The following is a 17,106-nucleotide window of genomic DNA, read 5'->3' on the forward strand; positions in this document are numbered from 1 at the left end:
GGGTTTAGAACGGCACCGTAAACCGCTTGACCACCTCAGACACCTCGGCTTTCAACTCATCGTTGAACTCGATGTCAAAGGCCGCGATGTCCTCCTGCAACTGGTCCATGGTGGTGGCACCAATGATGGTGGAGGTGACACCGTCCACCTGATCACACCAGGCGATGGCCAGTTGCGAGGGGGTGATGTCGTGTTTGCGGGCGATGGCCACATAGGCTTCGATGGCCGCGTTGGATGCTTCCGTCTCACGGAACAGGCCGTTACGCTGGGTTAAGGTCCAGCGGCTGCCTTCCGGCCGCGCACCGCCCAGGTACTTGCCGCTGAGCATGCCACCGGCCAGTGGCGACCAGGGCAGAAAGGCCACCTGCTCCATCACGCAATGCTCCACCAGATACGGCCAATCCTTACTGTGCAGCAGATTGAACTCGTTCTGGATTGACACCATGCGCGGCAGGTTGTGCTGCTCGCTCAGCTTCAGATACGTGGCGATGCCCCAGGGCGTGTCATCGGACAAACCACAATGGCGGATCTTGCCCGCTTTCACACAGACGTCCAGCCCTTCCAGAATGTCCAGCATGCCGGCGGTTTCGGCTTCAGCATTGAACGCGGTAACGGCGTAACGGTTGGGAAAATGCTTGCCGAAATGGGGACTGATGCGATTGGGCCAATGCAACTGGTACAAATCGATGTAGTCCGTTTGCAGGCGCTGCAGGGAGTGGTCCACCGCCTCGATCACGGCAGACCTGGACAGGGGCCGGCCTTCGCGCACCCAGCGCAGGCCCGGGGCAATCTTGCTGGCCAGCACAAACTCACTGCGGCGGCTCGGGTTGCGGGCCAGCCAGTTACCGATGATGGTTTCGGTCTTGCCATAGGATTCCGGCGTGGGGGGAATGGAGTACATCTCCGCCGTATCAATAAAATTGATCCCCTGATCCAGGGCATAGGCAATCTGTTCGTCGGCGTCCTGCTGGGTGTTCTGGGTGCCCCAGGTCATGGTGCCCAGGCAGGCCCGGGAGACTTCAAGGCCGCTGGTGCCCAATGGTGAATAGCGCATGGTGGGTTCCTTGTTACATTTTTAGCGTTGGGGTGGTAAGCCATGGGTTTGGTGAACAGTGTACTAAAGGAATAGAATGATGAAAGTCTGAATTGCCCGGATTGGCGGGCGCAGGGTAGACAGAAGACTTTACATGTATTCGGATTATGATCGCTAAACCCGCCCGCACACTTTTCAAATACAGCCTGCTGACTCTGCTGGTGTTTGTGGTCATCAGCTTTGCCCTGGTGGGCGCCCTGCGCTTTCTCAATCCCCCCACCACGGCCTTCATCATCGCCTGGCAATGGGAGAACGGGCGCCGGGCCCACCAGAACTGGCAACCACTGGAGCAGATCTCACCCCACCTGCAACTGGCCGTGATCACCTCCGAAGACCAGAAGTTTCCCCACCATTTCGGCTTTGATTTTGACTCCATCAAAAAAGCCCTGAGTGAAAGCAAGGGGCGACCACGGGGGGCCAGCACCATCACCCAACAGGTGGCCAAGAACCTGTTTTTGTGGAACGGGCGCAGCTATGTGCGCAAACTGCTGGAGGCCTGGCTCACCTTCGTCATCGAATGCCTGTGGCCCAAGCAGCGCATTCTGGAACACTACCTGAATATCGCCGAATTCGGCAACGGTGTGTACGGTGCCCAGGCAGCGGCCCAGACCTTCTATGGCCGCCCGGCCCGCCAGCTCACGCCCTGGCAAGCGGGCCTGCTGGCGGCAGTGCTGCCCAACCCCAAGGTGATGTCCGCCGCCCAGCCATCGGACTACGTGCAAACCCGTGCGCGGGCGATCATCACAGCGGGTCAGAAACTGGGGGGCACGGGCTATCTGCGGCAGCTGAACCCCTAAGCCCCGGTGCGCAAACCGGCCAGACCACATACAACTCACCGGTCAGACCTGCTAGACTCACCGGCCGGACCAGCGGGTCAGACCAATTAGTCAGACCCATTAGTCACAGTCTTCAAACATTTCAACCAGTTGAAGGAAACAGGATACTTCGCGTTTACCCAGCACGTAATTAACTTGTTGATCTGTAAATGAAATTAATATTTTAGTACAATGCGCGGTCTACAAATTTGGGTGAACTACAGATAAGAGTCAAACAACCACAGTTTTGTATACCTTGGCTCAGGAAAATACAGGTGTAACCGAGATGTCAGAAAACAAATCAAAAATCATATATACGCTAACCGACGAAGCGCCCGCTCTGGCGACCTACTCTCTGCTTCCCATCGTCAACCATTTTGCCAGCCTGGCGGATATCGAAGTGGAGACCAGTGACCTATCACTGGCGGGGCGTATTCTGGCGAATTTCCCTGAGCGCCTGACCGAAGAGCAAAAGGTCACAGACACTCTCAAGGAACTGGGTGACCTGACCCTGGAACCCACGGCCAACATCATCAAATTGCCGAACATCAGTGCCTCCATCCCCCAGCTGGCCGCCGCCATCACCGAATTGCAGGAAAAGGGTTACGACGTTCCCAACTACCCCAGCGATCCACAAACCCCCGAAGAAGTTGAAATCAAGGCAAGCTACGCCAAGGTGCTGGGCAGTGCCGTAAACCCCGTGCTGCGGGAAGGCAACTCCGATCGACGGGCACCGCCGGCGGTAAAAAACTACGCGCGCAAAAATCCCCACTGGATGGGCAAATGGAGCCAGGCCTCGCGCACCCACGTGGCCCACATGCGCTCCGGTGATTTCTATCACAGCGACATCTCCACCACCCTGGAAAAAGGCGATACCGTGCGCATCGAACTGGTGGACGCAGCGGGCAAAGTCACCGTACTGAAAGAAGTCGAAGTTCAGGATAAGGAAATCATCAGCGCCCAGTACATGAGCGCCAAAGCCCTGCGCACATTCCTGGACGAGGAAATGGAAGGTGCCCGCAATGCCGGCCTGCTGTTCTCCTTGCACCTGAAAGCCACCATGATGAAAGTGTCCGACCCCATCATCTTTGGCCATGCGGTGCGGGTGTACTTCAAGGATGCCTTCAAAAAACACGCCGACACCCTGGAAGAACTGGGTGTTGAACCCAACGAAGGTTTGGGCAGCGTGCTGCGGGCCATCGACAAACTGCCCTACTCCAAGCGTTCTGACATCGAATACGACTTCCGCAAGTGCTACGAAAAGCGCCCCATGATGGCCATGGTGGATTCCGATAAAGGCATTACCAACCTGCACGTGCCCAGCGACATCATCGTGGATGCCTCCATGCCCGCCATGATCCGCAACGGTGGCAAAATGTGGAGCGCCGACGGCAAACTGCAGGACACCAAAGCCATCATCCCCGACACCTGCTACGCCACCATCTATCAGGAAGTCATCAACTTCTGCAAACACCACGACAAGTTCGATCCCAGCACCATGGGCACCGTGCCCAACGTGGGCCTGATGGCGCAAAAGGCCGAGGAATACGGCTCCCACGATAAAACCTTTGAACTGCCCTGCAACGGCACCATGCGGGTGGTCAGCTCCGCCGGCAAGGTGCTGCTGCAACACGAAAACCTGGAAACCGGCGACGTATGGCGCATGTTCCAGGCCAAAGACGGCCCGATCCAGGATTGGGTAAAACTGGCCGTCACCCGTGCCCGCGCCACCAAAAAACCCGCCGTGTTCTGGCTGGATGAATACCGCGGCCACGACCGCGAGATGATCAAAAAAGTCGAGCACTACCTGCAGTACCATGACACCGAAGGCTTGAAGATCCGCATCCTCAACCCCGACATGGCCATGCGCTACACCCTGGAACGCCTGCTGCGCGGCAAAGACACCATCTCGGTTACCGGCAACGTGCTGCGGGATTACCTGACCGACCTGTTCCCCATTCTGGAATTGGGCACCAGCGCCAAAATGCTCTCCATCGTGCCGCTGATGAACGGTGGCGGCCTGTTCGAAACCGGTGCCGGCGGCTCTGCACCCAAGCATGTGCAGCAGTTCGTAGAAGAAAACCACCTGCGCTGGGATTCCCTGGGTGAATTCCTGGCCCTGGCGGTATCCATCGAAGACGTTGCCATCAAATCCAACAACCCGAAAGCGCAGATACTGGCGAAGACGCTGGATGAAGCCATCGAGAAATTGCTGGAAAACGACAAATCCCCCTCACGCACCGTCAACGAATTGGATAACCGCGGCAGCCACTACTATCTGGCCAAGTACTGGGCAGAAGCCCTGGCCGCCCAATCCCATAACGCCGAGCTGAAAAACTACTTCAGCAACCTGGCGAAAGCGTTGGCAGAAAACGAAGAGACCATCGTGGCGGAGCTGAACAACTGCCAGGGGCAATCCGTGGATATGGGAGGTTACTATATGCCGGATTCCGACAAGGTGGAAAAACTGATGCGCCCCAGTGGCACGTTGAATGCGTTGATTAATAAGTAATACCTGGAACCGCGTTAGCCACCAGCCCGGTTGGGCTGGTGGTGCTTCGCCGAAGGCGATGGGCGCCATGAGTTACGCCATATTGGTGGAACAGGCACCCAGCTCAAATAACACCTGACAACTTCATTTGCTCTATTTCATCATCGCTGTAACCCAGCTGACTCAGAACAACCTGGTTGTGCTCGCCCAATTCCGGCCCCAACCATTCCGTGCTGCCGGGCGTTGCCGACAGCTTCGGCATTATCCCCGGTACTTTAAACGCTTTTCCATCCGGCAGACGCGCAGATTGAATCATATCGCGGGCCAGGAACTGTGGGTCTTTGAACATGTCTGCAACGGAATAGATGCGACTGGCGGGCACTTCCGCTTTATTCAAGATCGCCAGCACCGTTTCCAGAGAATGCCCGGCCACCCATTCATCAATCACCCCATACACTTCATCACGGCGTTGATCACGCCCGGCGTTATCCACCAAAGCGGGATCAGCAGCCAGATCACCCCGATCAATGGCCTGCATGAAGCGCTTGAAAATAGCATCACCGTTGGCACCAATCTGCACATGCTTGCCGTCTGCAGTGGTGTGAATGGAAGAAGGCGTGATGCCGGGCATAATATTGCCGGTGCGCTCACGAATAAAGCCAAAGACATCGAACTCCGGCACCATGCTCTCCATCATGGCAAACACCGCTTCATACAGGGCGACGTCCACCACCTGCCCTTTACCACCCTGCATTTCCCGATGTCGCAGCGCCATCAGGCCGCCAATCACACCCCACAACGCCGCAATGGAATCGCCGATGGAGATACCCGTGCGCACCGGCGGCCTATCGTCAAAGCCGGTAATATATCGCAGCCCACCCATGGATTCCCCCACCGCACCGAACCCGGGCTGGTCTTTATAGGGCCCGGTCTGGCCAAAGCCTGACAAGCGCACCATCACCAGGCGCGGGTTAATCTCGGACAGAACATCCCAACCCAGGCCCAACTTTTCCAACACTCCAGGTCGGAAATTCTCAATCACCACATCGGCATCCGCCACCAAGCGCTTTAGTATCTCTTTGCCGGCGTCGGATTTCAGGTTCAAGGTCAGGGATTGCTTATTGCGTGACTGCACATACCACCACAGCGACGTGCCTTCGTACAACTTGCGCCATTTTCGCAACGGATCACCGCCATCCGGCGACTCCACCTTGATCACCTCAGCACCGAATTCCGCCATGATCCGGCTGGCGAACGGCCCGGCGATCAACGTGCCCAACTCGATCACCTTGACCCCGGTTAAGGGCTTTTGCGCTGACATATGAAGATTCCTTTTGATGGTTCTTTTATGATTTATTTACGAATATGAAGTTTACAAGAATCAGTCTATTTGACCGGATGGGCCAGAGTAGCAGTTGTCACTCTACATCGTCGACCTACAAACGACTGATCCTGCCCGGAAGTGGCGGGAATCCTGTCCGTAAGTGCGCCGCAGCGAAGATAGTAGCTTAACTTGTCAAAACGTTAACACTCAGTACAACTGTATGTCCTGAAAATGCAAAATCCCAATTTCCCCCATCAAGGTGCATCTGCAGGATCGACGCGGGTCAGTTTGTGTTCTGCGATTACGAGGCGCGTTGGAGGGGTATTACGGCAAGTATTTCCTGGCATTCTATGTGGCTTCCTGTTAATCAGTTGGGGGGCCCGATGAGGAAGTTGGTAATCCGGAAACCCACGCTCTCAAAACGCTTTGAACTTCATCAACAGGCAGAAATTCTTGTTCCAATCGTCCCCGATCCTGCTTCAACAGATAACGATAAAAAGAGGCTTCTGAATCCGTCAATCCCTTAGGGGGCTCAGAACCTGCAGTCGAGGCCTCCGACACAGCAGATCCATCCCTATGTCTTTCGAAAAGTGCCCGATTCATGAGCAAAGGAACTAGACCCGGGGCAAACTGCCTCGCACGTGCAAGCATTAACAACCCCCAGGTATCCATATCTCCCCAATAACCTATGGACTTTCCTTCGAAAGTCCTGGAACCAAGCCAATTCAGATCCAAACCCGCCCCTATTACCGCAATAGTATCCGGAAGCTCAGGTAAGTGATGGAAGCATTGTTCATTCTCCACAATCAGAATATTTTTTGCTGGTAACGGTGATTCAGACAAAGCCGACGTGGTAACGCGCAGGCGCCGAAAAGGCAATAAGTTGCGTTCCAGGGGGACAACGAGAACCCAATGATCATTTTCTTCGTAAGCATCCAAAAAGCTCAAAAGGCCCTGTTCGCTAGCTTCACCCTGATAGCGCTCATCCAAAAGCTTAGTGAGCAACAATCCATGGCGCTCAAAAAACTTGGTATCGACACCATGGCCAGCCATAAGACGCAACGGTCTTCCTTGTGCCACGCCCGGACAAAACGCATCCGCCAACTCTGCCGTAACCACAATTTCATCCAGATCTTTGTTGCGCCATAAGCTTCGCTCACGTATGAGTAACTCACGATATATTTCATTGACATTTTCAACAATAAATTCAAGGGAATAAAACTCATCCTCTATAGCACTGTCCCCGCATGCTCGTGCCCATTCTGATGGACTTGGTATGCACCATTTCATTGGAACATCAATAGGTGTATCACCGGCCCTATATTTGACAGGCTGCCAAACGACCTCGCCGATACTGACATTTTTCCAGCATTGGATATGTTTCTGAACTTCCGCAGGTTGATGTACAAATTGCGCCGGGGTTGGCTTTCCAATTAAAGGCTCAAGTGGCCAAGCATCTTTAGAAAGAAGGCGTTCCACACGCACATCAGAACGATGCCATTGTTTAACCAATTTGGCCGCCAGATCAGATGGGGATTTCATCCGAGTTCCTTAAACGCTGCTGATTCAATTCGTCCAGCGCCTGCCAGCTAAGCGGAGTCAACGTAGAATTCATTGCCTTCCGATGAACAACTATCGCGGAGCGCGTGTGCTTTCTGAGCAAGCGCATTTCTTTATTAGGGGTTATAAACAGCGCATGCAGACCGAATTCCTTCAAGGCAGCAATAATGCGTCCCGCCACCGCATGAGAGCTTCGAGAGAAGGCTTCATCAAGGACGATGGTTCCGAACAATGGCCGACTGCTTCCATCCGGACATAGCGCGTAACTCAAAGATGCCGTCAACACATACGATGCAATGATTTCCTTTTCTCCACCACTGCGGCTTTGCGAACCACTGAACTGATTAATCACCTTACCTGTAGCCCGATCTATTACAGAAACCTTGAATTCGATCCGAAAACGAGGATCTAACAACGCCTTGGACGCTGCAATGCGATTCCTTTCACATGCATCCCGAAGCAAAGCGACGATTTCCTGTAACACTTTATATTGGCTCTCTCCTTCATCTTCCACAAAACGCGCAGAGGCCAATTTAGTTCTTGTCTTATTGAAACTACGAAGACTCTCATGAATCACTTTGTTAGAGACCAATTGCATATACTGATTGGCTTGAAAGTCCACACGACGTAGGGTGCTGTTAAGATCTTCAAGCTTTTCTTCGATGCGATCTACTTCGCTATCAATAGTGGTTAACAATTGCGTGACACCTTCGTCAGAAGAGCGATTCAGGTACTCTTGGAAACGCTGGCGTTTTTCTGGCAATGCCTCCTCAATCAATATAGTCAGGCGTTCTAGATATTTAGGCACATCCTCTAGCTCGCGCCCGACCTCAGACAGCGCGCCGCGATCTTCCTTCTTCGCATCCGACATATATCTGACTAAATCCTTTTCTATTTGAGCTCGCTTTCTTTGCAATATATCCAGTTGCGAGTTCAGCTTATCGAAGGTACTTTTTTCAATATCGGAAATATCATTAATTTGATCAGGCTGGACTACCGGGAAATAGCTGCGAGCCAAATCCCGCTGATTGTCATTCATCCCGACTTCCGCCTTAGTGAAGGCCCTAGTCTTTTGAAGCTTGGCCTGCTGCAAATCCTTTTTTGCACCTTCGCTTTGCGTAAGACACAGATCTCGCTCGCCCTTGCAACCTTTCAGCACTTGCTCAGCCTGCTCAAGCTTCATTTTAGCTGCTGCAACATCGGAGTCTGGGGAGCTTAACGCAGATAACCTATCTTTCTGGGTATCCAATTCCAGTTGCGCATTATCAATATTGATTTGATCAAACTCCAATCCTTGTAGTTGTTCCAGTAACATTTTTCTTTGGGAAATCAACGAAGCTTGGCTTTTGGCTTTCTCAAGGAGCGACTCCATTTCTTTTAGGGCAGTTTCTGCTTCATAAACCTCTTGTTTTAGCATTGCTAATCGGTCTTTATTATCAAACCCGGTTGACCAGTCTTGATCCAGTCGTTTTTGATCCTGTTTGTCGAAAAAGCGTGCTTTACCCGACATCAAACCCTGCTGGGTCATTGCGTGTGGGGTTCGCTGAAGTTCTTCGATAGAGGAGACACAATGCCGGTCGATTCCTGCCAGAAAATCCTTGACCGTTTCTCGATAGGGGTGTGGCTTATATTCTAATTTTCGGGTAAACCCATCTTCCCAAAATACCGGTTGATCTTTCGCCTCCTTAACCTCCATAACACGAACATGTAACGCATTATGGCGGTTATTGATCCAGCGCAAAGCCTCTTTTGTAGATTCAGGCGGAACCAGGATTCGGAGACGATGATTACCTATCGCCCTCTCAATAGCACCACGCCATGCTGCCTGATCCTCCCTGACTTGAACAAGCTCAGCAACAAAGGGTAGATCATCTTCTGCCAAATTCAGCTCGGCAGCCAGTGCGGCACGAAAAGCGTGAAACTCGGGTTTAATATTAGAACCTGGGCGCAATTCAACTTCAGACAACTCCTCCTTGATAGAAGTTAACTGTTGATTCGCATGGTGTTGCTTACTTCCTTGCTCAAACACCGCGTTCTCAGCAGCCGCCCACTGCTCAGCCACTTGATCCATTAGAATCTTTGCTGCAGATTGATTGTCTATAAAGGATTGCCTATCAATCGCGTCGGAAAGCCCTAGTTTTTGTGACAATAATTGATACTGGCATACATCCCTCTGACAACGATCCAGATTCTTCTGCTTCTCATCGATCAACGCTTCCAAAACCTGAATATCTGATCCACCTAATTGCAGATAACTTTCTTTCAGGTTGTCCCGAACGCTTTCCTGAACACGTAAGCGTTCAGAGGCATCTTCCAGGTTGGCTTCAGCATGCTGACATTCCAGCACCAATCGTTCGCATTCCGTCTTCCACAACTGGTAGGCTTGCTCACCAAACCACACTGGCAAAATTTGGCTGAGCAAGGACTTCTCCTCAAATTCAGTACTATTGACCGTAAACTTTTCCCAAGCCAATCTTACCGGTTCCAATGAACGTTGTTGCCGCCGCGCGATTTCAAGCTCCTCGTGAATGGCTGTTAAGTCATCAAAGCTGTCCGCAACTTCCTTGGCTCGATCGAACTGCGATGTATCATCAAGCACCAATTCCCGAAAAATATCATCAATGCTGTTGAGCTGCTTCAAGCCAGCGGCCCGGTTCAGCAAATTGAAGGCATTCTCCCGGACCTCAAAAAAATCACGAATACGGGACAGATAAGCCTTTTTACTGGGGTAGGTCCATATTCCGGTTTCCGTCTTATCGAGCTGACGTAATGCACGCATTCCACCTTCGTGCTGCACGGTAATCCAATGTTCCAATGATTGCTCGTTTGATGTGGTAAAGAACCATAGCCTCTTCATATCAGTGGGGGAAGAACTGGAGTCATCAAACCATAAGACGGCCCCAAGCCTTGCGATATTCTCTCCGTTGAACAAGGTGGCAGCAATTCCTGTGACGGTTTTTCCAGGACGCGCAATATGCGACTGCCCATCACCGCCATCACCGGCACCGGAAACACCACGCACATAGGACACCAGATCACGATCACTTTCATGACCGCCGGTAGATGCCAGGTTGTACTTTGGATTCGCGCAGATCAATGTCATCAATGCGTCAACCAGTGTGGTTTTACCACTACCAGTTGGTCCAATAACAGCTGTTCCCATGGGATCGATTGCAGCATGATGAGCGCCATCGAAGCCACCCCAATTGAACAACTTGATCTCCTTCAGGATATAAGTCGGCTCCATAGACCACATATCTTGCTGGCTCATGCGTCACCCTCGTTTTTGTCCTGCGGATCATCACTCCCTTTCACTCGCGTATGCATCCACTGCAACAACACCTCAAGGTTTTCGGGATTGGCCAAATGGGCAATCATGGGGCGAATGGTAATACGGTCGTGGGTGTCAGGGGCCGAAACCAAGCCATGCCCTTTTAGCTGATCCAGCAGTTGCAACATCCTGTTGCGTTCTTTCGCTTCGCTACCTGTGTCGCCAAGATACACCTGTAACTGTGGAATCAACTCGTCAACAGCCACTACGGCTTGGGAGGCACCCGTCCCAGCTTCTTGTTCATAGACAATAAAATACTGACGCAGTATGGCGACTAACAAAGACTGCTCAAGGGTTAATCGCTGTTTACGCACCAATGGATGAGACCACTCGTCAAACTCCGCAGAATCGTCCGGCTTTTTTACCACCAAGAATATAAGCCCACGAATCTCGTCTACCTGTGCCGAAAAATCGAAGGGTTCAAGCACGCCGTTCAACAGCTCTAACTGAGATATCGACACACGATAAAGATTAGGCTTCTGACTTTCTTCAAGCAGGCCATAACGGAGCAACTCCTGTGCGGCCTCACGCAATCTTTTATCTGTTCGCGCCGCGCCTTCAATAGTTTGATCAACACTGAGTTGTGAGTCCGTATTCGATAGCTCATCCAGATGTTCATCCAATTCCTTCTGGTCAGACTGACTATCACCGCCTGGCTGACCCGTAATCTGATCGAATATGCCTGCCATTTAAAATTCCCACTCGATATCATCCAAGGCCTCGGTACTCAGCGCCACCCAAGGCACCCGAAACAACCAATGCTGCTCATCCTCATCTACCAACGTGACCTCTTGCATATTGATATCCTGAATATCGATACCGGCTTCCCGAGCCATCCCCAACCATAACGCCAGCGTTTCCAAATCATGAACCGGTGGCAGTTTTTCCACCAGATCGGCGATGGTCATAGGTTTACCTTCAGCAGCCAGTACTGCCAGTGTATCCGCAACCATCGCTTCGCGATCCAATCCTTCAAGCGCGTCCCAAAACTCCGGGGCCAAATCACTGAAATCCGTGCTTTTTGCTGACAGATCCAGTTCACCCTCGGCATCATCTTCCAGAGATTTAAACCGCAGCCTCTCAGCGACCGGAACATAACCCAGGGTAATCCCAACGGGAGGCAAAGGCGTATCGGTGCGCCGCACCTTCTGGCTGGACCAATCCATCTCCAGCGCAACATTCATTATCTCTGTCAACAAATTCCCAACTCGATGGTGCTCAGCCGCGAGGCCGGTTTTTAAAAATCCCTTCACATCCCTTTCGCTGCGGGCTCTGGCCTGCAGCACCGAATGACTTTCTCTTACCAACCGCAAAGTGATCCAGCGCAGATCAGCCTGCTGGGTCCTACTGAGTGCTTTCTCAGCAGCAGGGTTGGATAATATGGCCCGCAATCGCATGCGCATATTATCCAACTCCACGCTTTGCCTGAGCTGTTGCTGAAAACTGTCAAAGACGCGCCCTTCCGGCGTATTTAATAAATCAGACTGCCCATCCAACAACCGATCGACAATATCACCTCGGTGATACTTTTCCGACATAATGGACTGCCGCAGCAACCGATCTGCCTCACGCCAGGAATCCTCAACACGGCGGAAATCGGCCCGCAGCCCCGCAGCCAAACCGTATACTTCACGAATCCGCTCTATTGCCTGATCGTGAGACAGAACCGGTATATGCCCGGCTTCTACATCGGCCAGCTCGGCTTCCAATTGTTTTATCTTACGGTGAATAGCATCCTTACGACTGGCTGGATTCGGGTTTAAACCCACTTCAAGTTCTTCGATTTCCCGTTGAACCACCAACAACCGCGACGACGTGGAGGTCATGATTCGCTCATCAAGCAACTCCACAAACTGAATGGCGGATGACAAGGCATCCGTCGCATAGATTCTCTGGCCCCGCTCAATCACCAACCCTCGTTTTATCCATTGGCGTAGTTCCTTCCCTGCCAATAGTCGCGTACTCCCCGGATCAATATCGTATTCATCCTGGGAAGCATAGTCGGCCAGCATTTCGGACAACGACTGGAGAGCGTCTTCCTCTGCTATCCCATCCTCAGTATTCTCAAATAACGAGGTTAAGCAGCCCAAGACCAAAGGTGCACGTGGCGATGCCAGCAACAACCATGCAGGATTCTGCTTTCTGGCAGAGACAAATTTCTGTGTTCGCTCGTGGGCGCTAGTGTCCACAATAATCATCCTTTAAAGCGGCTTCAGACAACCATTTTTATTGCATCAATACCAATGAAACATAATTTTGATTGACACTCAACCAATAACATGAGATTTTTCGCATCATCACCAATGAATATGGCTAAAATGTGAAACTCAAGCAAATCGCCAACATCAACGCAGGCTATCCGTTCCGGGGCAAGATCCCTGAGCAACCCGGTTCACCTGTGGTAGCGGTTCAGATGAAGGACGCCTCCCCAACGGAAGGGGTTCACTGGCCATCCTGCGTGCCCACCGAACTCACCGGAAAACGTACCCCTCAATACCTGCAGCCCGGGGACATTCTGGTAGCCGCCCGCGGCAGCCGTAACTACGCTACCCAGATCGACCACGCCCTGCCCCCAGGCACGCAAGCCGTGGCCGCCCCCCACTTTTTCGTAGTGAGCCTGCAGCAACCAGACATTCTGCCGGACTACCTGGCCTGGCTACTGAACCAGGGCCCGCTCCAGCGTTACTTTGACCAGAACGCAGAGGGCACCCTCACCAAGAGCATCCGCCGCAGCGTACTGGAAGACGCACCCGTGGTGATCCCCGCCCTCCCCCGGCAACAGGCCATCATCCAGCTGGCCAACACCCTGCGGGCAGAGCAGCAACTGATTCAGCAATTGCTGCACAACGGTGAACGCATGATGAGCAGCATTGCCAATGATTTATTCGACCACAAGGATGTTATGGAATGAACGAACAACACAAACCCTTCGAGCAGATCAAACTGATTGACGAAAACGGCATGGAATACTGGTCAGCCCGCGCCCTATCCAAATTGCTCGGTTACTCCGAATATCGCCATTTCCAGCCCGTAGTGACCAAATCCAAAGAAGCCTGCGTCAACAGCGGACATCAAGTGCCGGACCATTTCGAGGATATCCTCGCAATGGTCACCATTGGTTCTGGCGCCCAACGTGAATTGCCCGATGTTAAGCTCTCCCGCTACGCCTGCTACCTCGTCGTCCAGAACGGCGACCCCAGCAAACCCGTGATCGCCGCCGGGCAAACCTACTTTGCGGTGCAGACCCGGCGCCAGGAGCTGGCGGATGACGCCGCCTTCTCCCAGCTCAAGGAAGATCAAAAACGCCTGTTCTTGCGCAACGAACTGAAAGAACACAACAAACACCTGGTGGAAGCCGCACAACAAGCCGGCGTTGAAACCGGCCTCGACTTCGCCATATTCCAGAATCACGGCTACAAAGGCCTGTATGGGGGGCTGGACCAAAAAGCCATCCACGCCCGCAAAGCCCTCAAGAAAAGCCAGAAGATCCTCGACCACATGGACTCCACCGAACTGGCCGCAAACCTGTTCCGCGCCACCCAGGCCGAAGAAAAGCTGCGCCGGGACAACATCCAGAACAAACAGCACGCCAACCAGACCCACTTTGAAGTGGGCCAGAAAGTGCGCCAAACCATCGCAGAGCTGGGAGGCACCATGCCCGAAGACCTGCCCACCCCTGACAAAAGCATCAAACAATTACAAACCGCCGCCAACAAACTCGGCCACCAGAACAAACCGGAATCAAAAGAGTGAACGACACCACCATGAGCCAAGACAAAATCAGCCAGGACAGCATCAACAAAGCCCTGTGGGCCGCCTGCGACACCTTTCGCGGCACCATCAGCGCCGACACCTACAAAGACTTCATCCTCACCATGCTGTTCCTCAAGTACATCTCCGATGTCTGGCAGGATCACTACGACGGCTATAAAGCCGAATACGGAGACGAGCCGGAACTGATCGACGAAATGATGAAGAACGAACGCTTCGTGCTACCGAAACAGGCCAGCTTCTATGCCCTGTGGGAACGCCGCCACGAACCCGGCAATGGGGAGCGCATCGACCAGGCCCTGCACGCCATCGAAGAAGCCAACGGCACCAAACTCAAGGACGCCGGTAAAAGCGTGTTTCAGGACATCTCCTTCAACACCGACAAACTGGGGGAAGAAAAGCAGAAAAACACCATCCTGCGCCACCTACTGGAAGACTTCGCCAAACCCGAACTCAACCTTAAACCCAGCCGCGTGGGCACCCTGGACGTGATCGGCAACGCCTACGAATACCTGATCAAAAACTTTGCCGCCAGCGGCGGCCAGAAAGCCGGTGAATTCTATACGCCGCCCGAAGTCAGCGACCTGATCTCGGAACTGCTGGACCCGCAACCGGGCGACAGCATCTGCGACCCGGCCTGTGGTTCCGCCTCCCTCCTGATGAAATGCGGCGCCAAAGTGCGCAAGAACCACGACAGCAAGCAATACGCCCTCTACGGGCAGGAAGCCATCGGCTCCACCTGGTCACTTGCCAAAATGAACATGTTCCTGCACGGCGAAGACAACCACAAAATCGAATGGGGCGACACCATCCGCAACCCCAAACTGCTGGATCAAAACGGCAACCTGATGCTGTTCGACATCGTGACCGCCAACCCACCCTTCAGCCTGGACAAATGGGGTCACGATGAAGCCGAACACGACAAATTCAGCCGCTTCCGCCGCGGCATACCCCCCAAAACCAAAGGCGACTACGCTTTTATCCTGCACATGATCGAAATCCTCAAACCAAAAACCGGACGAATGGGCGTCGTCGTCCCCCACGGCGTACTGTTCCGGGGTTCCAGCGAAGGCAAAATCCGCCAGCAGCTGATTGACGAAAACCTGCTGGCCGCCGTGATCGGCCTGCCGGAAAAACTGTTTTACGGCACCGGCATCCCGGCGGCCATTCTGATCTTCAAAAAGGAAAAGGCTGACAATAACGTGATGTTTATCGATGCCTCTCGCGAATTCAAAGCCGGTAAGAACCAAAACCTGCTGACCGAAGACAATATCCGCAAGATCGTCGGGACCTACCAGAATGGCGAGAACGTCGACAAATACGCCTACGTGGCCAGCCTGAATGAGATCAAGGAGAACGATTACAACCTGAATATCCCGCGCTATGTGGACACCTTTGAGGAAGAGGAAGAAATTGATCTGATGGCAGTGCGGGCTGAACGGGAACAGTTGAAAGCACAGCTGACTGAGCTGGAAGGTGAAATGGCCAAGTATTTAGAGGAGCTTGGTTATGGTGCCTGATGGGTGGGAAAAACGAGACCTCCAAGGTTTGGTTGCTATCAAGCACGGCTTTGCATTCAAAAGTGAATTCTTCACGAGTAATGGAGATTTAATACTACTCACACCAGGGAGTTTCTACGAATCAGGAGGCTTTAGAGATCAAGGTGAAAAGACCAAATACTACTATGGTGAAGTTCCTGATGGATATTTGCTTAACAAGGGCGACATGCTGCTCGCCATGACAGAACAAGCAGAGGGTCTACTAGGGAGCGCATTGTTTGTGCCAGAAAATGACCGGTATTTACACAACCAGCGACTCGGCTTGGTTCAGATTATCCAGCCTAACCGGGTATGCTTGGAGTTTCTGTACCTGTTCTTCAATGCTCCTTTCAGTCGAAAGCAAATTACTGAACAGTCAACTGGAACAAAAGTTAAACATACTTCTCCAGATCGATTATGCTCAGTAGTAGGTCTCATCCCCCCACTGCCCGAACAAAAGAAAATCGCCCAAATCCTCTCCACCTGGGATAAGGCCATCACCACCACCGAACAACTCCTCGCCAACAGCCAGCAGCAGAAAAAAGCCCTAATGCAACAACTGCTCACCGGCAAAAAGCGCCTGCTGGACGAGAATGGGGTTAGGTTTAGCGGGGAGTGGATGCACTACAAATTTGGCAACGTATTCAAGGAACGAGTAGAAGTCGGCCGAGTTGACCTACCATTGCTTTCAATTACAGCTGACGAAGGCGTTGTATACCAGGAAGACACTGGAAGAAAAAATACATCCAACGAAGATAAGTCCAAATACCGCCGAATTTGTGTGGATGATATCGGCTACAACACCATGCGAATGTGGCAAGGACGATCCAGCTTGTCAGATAAGGAAGGGATAGTTAGTCCTGCTTATACTATTGTCACACCTACAGACAATATATGTCCGACATTTGCAGCATACCTGTTCAAGCTTCCTGCACTGATACATGTTTTCTATAGGCACTCTCAAGGGCTTGTTTCAGACACATGGAATTTGAAGTTCAATCACTTCAAGAAAATTAGCTGGCAGCTTCCCGGTATCGAAGAACAGCGAAAAATCGCTGCGGTTCTTTCAATTACCGATCGAGAAATAACCGCGCTCCAACAAAAGCTAGATGGTCTAAAGCAAGAAAAGAAAGCTCTGATGCAGCAGCTCTTAACTGGCAAGCGCCGCGTAACGATTTAGGTT

At 52.4% G+C, this 17,106-nt stretch carries 12 protein-coding genes; 6 read left to right on the top strand and 6 right to left on the bottom strand.

What is annotated here, in order from left to right:
• Window positions 1–4: 4 nt before the first annotated feature.
• The gene (locus tag D9N14_RS06775) at window positions 5–1,054 is read right to left on the bottom strand and encodes an aldo/keto reductase (protein ID WP_290578312.1); all 1,050 of its coding nucleotides are present in this window, start codon (window positions 1,052–1,054) and stop codon (window positions 5–7) included.
• A 146-nt stretch (window positions 1,055–1,200) separates the two neighbouring features.
• On the opposite strand from D9N14_RS06775, the gene mtgA reads away from it, so the two are divergent.
• Complete coding sequence (gene mtgA / locus D9N14_RS06780; protein WP_290578314.1) at window positions 1,201–1,890, top strand: monofunctional biosynthetic peptidoglycan transglycosylase; 690 nt, start codon at window positions 1,201–1,203, stop codon at window positions 1,888–1,890.
• Between the two features lie 304 nt (window positions 1,891–2,194).
• Complete coding sequence (locus tag D9N14_RS06785; RefSeq protein WP_290578316.1) at window positions 2,195–4,420, top strand: NADP-dependent isocitrate dehydrogenase; 2,226 nt, start codon at window positions 2,195–2,197, stop codon at window positions 4,418–4,420.
• A 103-nt stretch (window positions 4,421–4,523) separates the two neighbouring features.
• Here D9N14_RS06785 and D9N14_RS06790 read toward each other — a convergent pair whose 3' ends face one another.
• From D9N14_RS06790 to D9N14_RS06810, 5 genes are all read right to left on the bottom strand, one after another.
• Window positions 4,524–5,720, bottom strand: a complete 1,197-nt coding sequence (locus tag D9N14_RS06790) for a CaiB/BaiF CoA transferase family protein (protein ID WP_290578318.1) — start codon at window positions 5,718–5,720, stop codon at window positions 4,524–4,526.
• A 366-nt stretch (window positions 5,721–6,086) separates the two neighbouring features.
• On the bottom strand, window positions 6,087–7,265 hold the full coding sequence (locus tag D9N14_RS06795; protein ID WP_290578320.1) for a Wadjet anti-phage system protein JetD domain-containing protein: 1,179 nt from the start codon (window positions 7,263–7,265) through the stop codon (window positions 6,087–6,089).
• Window positions 7,249–10,554, bottom strand: a complete 3,306-nt coding sequence (locus D9N14_RS06800; RefSeq protein WP_290578322.1) for an ATP-binding protein — start codon at window positions 10,552–10,554, stop codon at window positions 7,249–7,251. Before D9N14_RS06800 ends, D9N14_RS06795 begins: the two co-directional genes overlap by 17 nt.
• Window positions 10,551–11,303, bottom strand: coding sequence for a DUF4194 domain-containing protein (locus tag D9N14_RS06805; protein WP_290578324.1), 753 nt, complete (start codon window positions 11,301–11,303; stop codon window positions 10,551–10,553). The genes D9N14_RS06800 and D9N14_RS06805 overlap by 4 nt, the downstream gene beginning before the upstream one ends.
• The gene (locus D9N14_RS06810; protein ID WP_290578326.1) at window positions 11,304–12,803 is read right to left on the bottom strand and encodes a DUF3375 domain-containing protein; all 1,500 of its coding nucleotides are present in this window, start codon (window positions 12,801–12,803) and stop codon (window positions 11,304–11,306) included.
• A gap of 131 nt (window positions 12,804–12,934) precedes the next feature.
• Here D9N14_RS06810 and D9N14_RS06815 point away from each other — a divergent pair, with 131 nt between their 5' ends.
• The 4 genes from D9N14_RS06815 to D9N14_RS06830 are packed head-to-tail and all read left to right on the top strand — an operon-like array spanning window position 12,935 to window position 17,103.
• Window positions 12,935–13,525 (top strand): restriction endonuclease subunit S, encoded by a 591-nt coding sequence (locus D9N14_RS06815; protein ID WP_290578328.1) that lies wholly within the window; start codon window positions 12,935–12,937, stop codon window positions 13,523–13,525.
• Window positions 13,522–14,367: a DNA damage-inducible protein D gene (gene dinD / locus D9N14_RS06820; protein ID WP_290578330.1), complete on the top strand. Its 846-nt coding sequence runs from the start codon at window positions 13,522–13,524 to the stop codon at window positions 14,365–14,367. The genes D9N14_RS06815 and dinD overlap by 4 nt, the downstream gene beginning before the upstream one ends.
• Window positions 14,368–14,378: 11 nt before the next feature.
• Complete coding sequence (locus D9N14_RS06825; RefSeq protein WP_290578332.1) at window positions 14,379–15,905, top strand: type I restriction-modification system subunit M; 1,527 nt, start codon at window positions 14,379–14,381, stop codon at window positions 15,903–15,905.
• Window positions 15,895–17,103 (top strand): restriction endonuclease subunit S, encoded by a 1,209-nt coding sequence (locus D9N14_RS06830; protein WP_290578334.1) that lies wholly within the window; start codon window positions 15,895–15,897, stop codon window positions 17,101–17,103. Before D9N14_RS06825 ends, D9N14_RS06830 begins: the two co-directional genes overlap by 11 nt.
• Window positions 17,104–17,106: the final 3 nt, after the last annotated feature.

Origin of the sequence: Ketobacter sp., from assembly GCF_003671495.1 — a bacterium.
GTDB lineage: Bacteria > Pseudomonadota > Gammaproteobacteria > Pseudomonadales > Ketobacteraceae > Ketobacter.

Bases quoted from the DNA above. Each gene is read 5' to 3' on its own strand.
- D9N14_RS06830 (WP_290578334.1), top strand. From the start codon at position 15,895: ATGGTGCCTGATGGGTGGGAAAAACGAGACCTCCAAGGTTTGGTTGCT.
- mtgA (WP_290578314.1), top strand. From the start codon at position 1,201: ATGATCGCTAAACCCGCCCGCACACTTTTCAAATACAGCCTGCTGACT.
- D9N14_RS06805 (WP_290578324.1), bottom strand. From the start codon at position 11,303: ATGGCAGGCATATTCGATCAGATTACGGGTCAGCCAGGCGGTGATAGT.
- D9N14_RS06800 (WP_290578322.1), bottom strand. From the start codon at position 10,554: ATGAGCCAGCAAGATATGTGGTCTATGGAGCCGACTTATATCCTGAAG.
- D9N14_RS06785 (WP_290578316.1), top strand. From the start codon at position 2,195: ATGTCAGAAAACAAATCAAAAATCATATATACGCTAACCGACGAAGCG.
- D9N14_RS06775 (WP_290578312.1), bottom strand. From the start codon at position 1,054: ATGCGCTATTCACCATTGGGCACCAGCGGCCTTGAAGTCTCCCGGGCC.
- dinD (WP_290578330.1), top strand. From the start codon at position 13,522: ATGAACGAACAACACAAACCCTTCGAGCAGATCAAACTGATTGACGAA.
- D9N14_RS06790 (WP_290578318.1), bottom strand. From the start codon at position 5,720: ATGTCAGCGCAAAAGCCCTTAACCGGGGTCAAGGTGATCGAGTTGGGC.
- D9N14_RS06825 (WP_290578332.1), top strand. From the start codon at position 14,379: ATGAGCCAAGACAAAATCAGCCAGGACAGCATCAACAAAGCCCTGTGG.
- D9N14_RS06795 (WP_290578320.1), bottom strand. From the start codon at position 7,265: ATGAAATCCCCATCTGATCTGGCGGCCAAATTGGTTAAACAATGGCAT.